This is a genomic window from Streptomyces sp. NPDC055078 (assembly GCF_053607985.1).
Genome location: NZ_JBSGUP010000519.1, coordinates 1 through 5,874 on the forward strand (window position 1 = coordinate 1; position 5,874 = coordinate 5,874).

At 72.8% G+C, this 5,874-nt stretch carries 5 protein-coding genes; 1 reads left to right on the forward strand and 4 read right to left on the reverse strand.

What is annotated here, in order from left to right:
• Nucleotides 1-250: 250 nt before the first annotated feature.
• The 4 genes from ACWF94_RS30895 to ACWF94_RS30910 all read right to left on the reverse strand — a co-directional run bounded on the left by ACWF94_RS30895 (nt 251) and on the right by ACWF94_RS30910 (nt 4,347).
• The gene (locus ACWF94_RS30895) at nt 251-1,144 is read right to left on the reverse strand and encodes an alpha/beta fold hydrolase (RefSeq protein ID WP_453495841.1); all 894 of its coding nucleotides are present in this window, start codon (nt 1,142-1,144) and stop codon (nt 251-253) included.
• A gap of 64 nt (nt 1,145-1,208) precedes the next feature.
• A complete protein-coding gene (locus ACWF94_RS30900) occupies nt 1,209-2,348 on the reverse strand; it encodes a methyltransferase (RefSeq protein ID WP_453495843.1) in 1,140 nt (379 codons plus the stop codon).
• The gene (locus ACWF94_RS30905) at nt 2,345-3,580 is read right to left on the reverse strand and encodes an acyl-CoA dehydrogenase family protein (protein WP_453495846.1); all 1,236 of its coding nucleotides are present in this window, start codon (nt 3,578-3,580) and stop codon (nt 2,345-2,347) included. Before ACWF94_RS30905 ends, ACWF94_RS30900 begins: the two co-directional genes overlap by 4 nt.
• Nucleotides 3,577-4,347 (reverse strand): NAD-dependent epimerase/dehydratase family protein, encoded by a 771-nt coding sequence (locus ACWF94_RS30910; RefSeq protein ID WP_453495849.1) that lies wholly within the window; start codon nt 4,345-4,347, stop codon nt 3,577-3,579. Before ACWF94_RS30910 ends, ACWF94_RS30905 begins: the two co-directional genes overlap by 4 nt.
• 205 nt (nt 4,348-4,552) lie before the next feature.
• Between ACWF94_RS30910 and ACWF94_RS30915 the strand changes: the two genes are divergently transcribed.
• A complete protein-coding gene (locus ACWF94_RS30915; protein ID WP_453495852.1) occupies nt 4,553-5,671 on the forward strand; it encodes a glycosyltransferase in 1,119 nt (372 codons plus the stop codon).
• Nucleotides 5,672-5,874: the final 203 nt, after the last annotated feature.

A 5,874-nucleotide genomic window follows, 5' to 3' on the forward strand; every position in this document is an offset into this window, starting at 1 on the left:
GCACCGAGGAGCCCCGGTTCGACCTGGCGGACTGAGGCAGGCGCGAGCGCCGGCGGCGGCGCGTGTGCGGGCCGGGGGGTTCTGGAGGCGACCGCCGACGGGGCTGCCGCCGACAGCGGCGGACGCCGCCCGGCGCGGCTCGGCGCCCGGTCGGGCGGCCCCGTGGTGACGGGCCGTCACCGTCCGGTGGTACCGCCGCTGCCGGTGCTGCCACCGGCCCACAGTGCCTACCGTGACCGGCCCACAGTGCCTACCGCGACCGGTGCACGTGCCGCAGGATCGCCTCGGCGAGCGGCCCGTGCACCGAACCCGGCAGCGCGTGGCCCATGCCCTCGATCTCCACCAGCTCCGCGCCCGGGATCTGGTCGGCGAGGTGGCGGCCGTGCGGCGGTGGGGCGATCGGGTCCTCCATCGCCTGGACCACCAGGGCGGGCACCCGGACGTCGCGCAGCTCGGGGGCGCGCTCACGGGGCGGCGGCTGCACCGCGTAGTGTGTCTGCGGCTCGGTGAGCGAGCCCGAGTGGTCGATCGCCTGCTGTTCCCACCGCCGGTACTCGGCCTCGTCGAAGGCCACCCGGTCCCCGGAGAACAGCTTCCACCGGCGCACCCGCCGGTCCAGTTCCGCGGCCACCCCGTCCACCGTCTCGTTCATGACGGCCAGCGCCCGCAGGAACCTCTCCTGCGGCAGCGGGAGGCCGTCGGCGGACGGCTCACCCGCGAACGCCCGCCGGATGTTGCCGGGGAAGTCCACGTCCAGTGCCCCGCCGTGTGTCATCGATATGCTGAGCAGCCGCTGCGGGTGGTCCAGTGCGATCAGCTGGCACAGGACCGAACCCATCGACATACCGACGACATGGGCCCGTTCGACGCCCCATCCGTCGAGCACCGCGACGGCGTCGGCGGCCAGTTGGAGATAGCTGTACGGGCGCTCGGCCGGATCCCAGCCGGTGGAGCGCCCCACACCCCAGTGGTCGTAGCGGATCACATGGAGCCCGCCGGCCGTGAGCAGCTCCACGAACTCGGCCGGCCAGCTCATCGCGGTCAGGTTCCCGCCCATCACCAGCAGCAGAGCGGGGTCGGCGGGGTCGCCGAAGTCCTCGCTCCACAGTCGCACATCCTTGGACTCGACCATCCGTACGGACACTTCGGCATCCTCTCGGCTCGGGGAACACCCACGGTTCCGCGGAATCTGTGTTGGCGGGCGGGGCTCAGCGCGGTGCCAGCTCCCAGAGACAGGAGTCCAGCGGGACCGTGGCCGAGACCAGGGGCGCGACCGACGAGACGATGTCGAGGCCCGCCCGGGCGGCGAGATCTGCCCACTCCCGGTCGGTCCGGACCCGGCCGCCGAGGAACACCAGCATGCGCATGTCGAGCACGCTGAAGTACAGATCCGATGTCGTCGTCCCGCCGGCCGGTGCCTCGGCGCGTTCCAGCAGGACGATCCGGCCGCCGGGCCGCAGTGCCGCACGGCAGCGCCGCAGGATCCGCAGCGCGTCCGCGTCGGACCAGTTGAGCAGGACGAACGAGACCACGATGACATCGGCCGACACGGGCAGTTCATCGAAGAAGTCACCGCCGACGACGTCGATACGGTCGGCGAGGCCCGCCGCCGCGATGCGTTCGCGCGCCCTGGCCGCCGGGCCCGGCAGGTCGAGCAGCGTGCCGTGCGCCCGGGGCGCCGCCCGCAGGATCGCGCTGAGCAGACCGCCCGGCGCACCCCCGATGTCCAGTACATGCCGCGCCGCGCTCCAGTCGTACGCGGCGACGGGCGCGGCGAACGACTCATCCTCCCGGGTCGACATCAGCGCGTCGAACGAGGCCCCGAGTCCGTCGTTGTCGGACAGGTCCGCCCAGAAGGGTTTGCCGTAGCGCGCCTCGTACTGCGGGCGCCCGGTCCGGACCGCCTCCAGCAGGTCCAGGAAGGTCAGGTCCGCCCGCCCGACGGCCTGGTCGAGGTCGAGCCAGGAGCGCTGCCGTGACGGGTCGTCGTCGGCGAGCAGGTCACCGAGGCGGGTCGGCGCGTAGCGGCCCGGCGCGGTCTCCGCCAGGATCCCGGCGGCCGTCAGATGCCGCATCAGGCGCGACAGCGCGTCGGCGTCCACCCCGGTGGCCTCGGCGAGGTCGGTGGCGCTGGTCGCGCCCTTGCGCAGGTGGTCGACCAGCCGGAGTGTGGCGGCGACCCGCAGGGCCATCGGCGTGACCAGGTTCGACATCCGCACCAGGGCGTCGACGGGCCGCTCGGCGCCGCCGGGGGATCCGCCTGGGGATCCGCCGGGCGATCCGCCCGGTGAGTGCGCCTCCTGGGGTGCCGTGCCCTCGCCCGGTTCCCGGCCGCTCTGATCGCTCACGAGTCCGCTGCTTTCTGGTCCAGGCCGAGCGCGTGCGCGCTCAGGTGGTCGATGGCGTCGGCGTAGGCGAAGGGCTGCATGAACCAGCCGGCGCGGACGTCGCGGTAGAGCCGGGACAGCAGATGGCTCGCCGAGAACGACGCCCCGCCCGTCAGGGTCATACAGTCCTCGATGATGCTCGCCGCGTTGCGGTTGACGACGAGCTTGGCGTACTGGAAGGGGGCGATCATCCGCCGGCCGCGCTCGTCCTGGTCATCCATCTCCCGGTGCGCGTAGTGGTCGGCGTTGGTCAGCGCCGCCGCGAGCGCCGTGCGCAGCGTGTAGAGCTTCACATCGGTCTCCGCCACCAGGGTGCGGACCGCGGCGGCGGGGACACCGCCGCGCCGGGCGAGGCCCGCCACGGTGAAGTCGCGCGCGGCCTGCGCGATCCCGGCGTACACCCCGAGCAGCCCGATCGAGCTGACGGTCTGCCCGGCCATCGCGGCGTCGTTGCGCGCTCCCACCGGTCCGCGCAGGAAGACGTCGGCCGCCGGGACGGGGCAGTCCTGGAGGACGACCTCCGCGCTCGCCGATGCGCGCATGCCCATGCCGTTCCAGTTGTCCGGCGCCTTCAGGCCGGGGGTGTCGGCGGCGAGGAAGGCGGAGGCGAGGAGTGCGGGCCCTCCGGGGTCGCGGGTCTGTGCCGCGACGACGAAGTGAGTGGCGAACGGCCCCATGCTGACCAGGATCTTCCGGCCGGAGAGCAGCCAGTCGCCGTCCTCCGCCGGTACCAGTTCCGTGGTCACCCCGGCGTCCTTGAGAGCACCGCTGATCAGCGCGTTTCCGGTGCCCATCAGCCGCAGCAGCCGCTCGGCCAGGGCCCGCCCGGACTCCGTGCCGTGTTCGCGCTCGTAGGACATCGTGATCCCGCGGCTGAACTGCATGTGCAGCGACAGCGCCGTGGACGCGTCGGCCTCGGCGATCCGCTTCACGGCGAGGCACACGTCGTGGACGCTGTGCACACCGAGTCCGCCCAGGTCCCGGGGCACGGTCGCGGCGAGCACGCCGTCGGCGCCCAGACGCCGGAAGACCTCCACCGGGAACGTGCCGTTCCCGTCGTGCTCGGCCGCACCGGACGCGATGCCCGGCAAGTGCCCGCTGAGTGTCTCCAGCAGTGCGTGGCCCTCCGGGGTGTGCGGTTCGCTGAGGTCCCCTGCCTGCCTCCGGGCCGTGCTGCCGGCCTGATCGGTCATGGCCTGTCCGTCCTTTCCGTCCGGATGACGTCCGCGGGACGCGTCGCCGCCAGATATCGGTCGATGGCGATCCGGTGATAGCCCGGCCCAAATCCCAGCCGGTCCACCTCGGGCACCAGCCGCCGCAGCTTCCGCACCGAAGGACAGTGCTCGATGCTGTCGTGGGTCACCTGCCACTCGGCCGTGACCCCGAGCCGGTGTTCGAGGTGCCGTACGATCGTGGCGACCTCGACGCAGTCGCCCGATGCGACGTTCACGGTCTCGTCGCACACCCCGGCGCGGAGCAGGGCGTCCACGACGGTCATGAAGTCCGTGGCGTGGATCATGTCCCTGCGCGCACCGCGCTGCACCCGCACCCGGCCGGCCAGGATCTGTGTGATCAGCGCGGGAACGAGGCGGAAGCCGGGCCCGTGCGGGCCGAGCACATAGCCGAGGCGCAGGATGAGGTGGCGCACTCCGGAGGCCGCGATACGCCGTTCGAGGTCCAGTTTGTGCTGGCCGTAGCGGGTGGAGGCGACCGGCGGGCCCTCCTCGTCCCCCGGGCCGCCGGGACCGCCGTACATACTGACGGTGGAGAAGAACACAAGGAGCCGGTCGCGGTCGCGGCAGTGCCGGATCGTGTGGTCGACGAGCCTGGTCTCGCGCTGGTGTTCCGCGTCGGGCAGCGGGTGCCGGGGCACGCCCGCGGCCAGCACGGTCGCTTCGGGGTGCGCGGCCGACAGCGGTGCGAGGTGTCGTGCGATGAACCCGTTCCCGATGATCTCCATCTGATGGGGCAGCCCTTCGGGTCGCTGGGGCCCCGACGCTCGCAGCCCCGTGTCGAGGGACGCTCGAAAGGTCTCGGACAGCGGACCGAGCCCGGGTACGGCCGCCCCTTCACCGAGGCTCCGTGCGCCTTCAAGGGCGCCGGTGGAGGGTGACACGGAGGGTGGCACCACCACCGCACCTCTCTCCCGAGGCGAGGAGTTCCCCATGCGCGCACTGTTCGTCAACTCACCTGGGCTGGGGCATATCTTCCCCTCCGTGCCCCTGGCGCACGCGCTATCCTCAGCGGGCCATGAAGTCCTGTACGCCCAGGGCGGTGATGTCGGCGCGGTGGCCGCCGCGGGCGTCAGCGTCGTCGATGTGACGCCGGGTCTCGACTACGCGACGGTGTTCCGGCCCGAGGAGATCGACTTCAGTGTCGACGGCGGGGACGAGTTCGTCGCGGCGCTCTTCGCCAGGGTCTCGGGGGTCACCGTCGACCGGGTGGTGGAGACAGCCCGTGGCTGGTCCGCGGATCTGGTCGTCCACTCGCCGCTCCAGGGAGCGGGCCCGCTGGCGGCGGACGCGCTCGGGGTGCCCGCCGTGTCGCTGGTCACCGGGCCGGCGGACAGCGCGCCGCGGATCGACGGTCTGCTGCGCGACCATATGAAGGAGCACTATCTGCGGCACGGTGTGACTCCGCGCCCCGAGCGCGGCGTGCGGCTCAACTCGATGCCGAGGAGCCTGCAGGAGCTGCTGCCCGCACAGCTGCGCGCGGACGGCGACGTACCGGTCCGCTATGTGCCCTTCAACGGCAACGGCGAACTGCCCGCCTGGCTGCTGGAGCCGCCGGCCCGGCCGAGGATCGCCGTCACACTCGGCTCCATCGCCGGTCTGTGGGGTGGCCTGGCGGTGCTGGCACCGCTGATCGCCGCCGCGGACGGGGTGGACGCGGAGTTCGTCGTCACCCTCGGCGGCGGCGATCCATCGCTGCTGGGCGAACTGCCCCCCAACGTACGCACGGTGGACTGGCTCTCGCTCGGGCCGCTGCTGCGGACCTGTGCCGCCCTGTTCCACCACGGCGGTTCCGGCACCACCGCGGTCGCGATGGCAGCGGGTGTGCCCCAGTGTGTGATGCCACTGAGCCCGGACCAGAAGGACAACGAGCGTGCCGTGGTCGAGCGGGGCATCGCGATCGGGTCGTCGACCGACTCGGTGGGTGTGTCGGAGTTCCGCACCCTGCTCGGCGACGAGGGGCTGCGGGCGGCGGCGTCCGAGGTGCGCGACGAGATCGCGGCCATGCCGTCTCCCGCGCAGCTGGTCGGACATCTGGAGACCCTGGTGTGAGGGACGGCCGGCTCGGCCTGCACCCGTAGAACCCTGGTGTGTGGGCCGCCCGGCCGGTCCGCACCCGTAGAACCCTGGTGTGTGGGCCGCCCGGCCGGTCCGCACCCGTGGAACCCTGTTGTGAGGAACGCCCGGCTCGCCCCGCACTCGTAAGACGCCGGTGTGTGGGGCCGCCGCCGGGCGGGGCCCGGACGCCCGGCGGC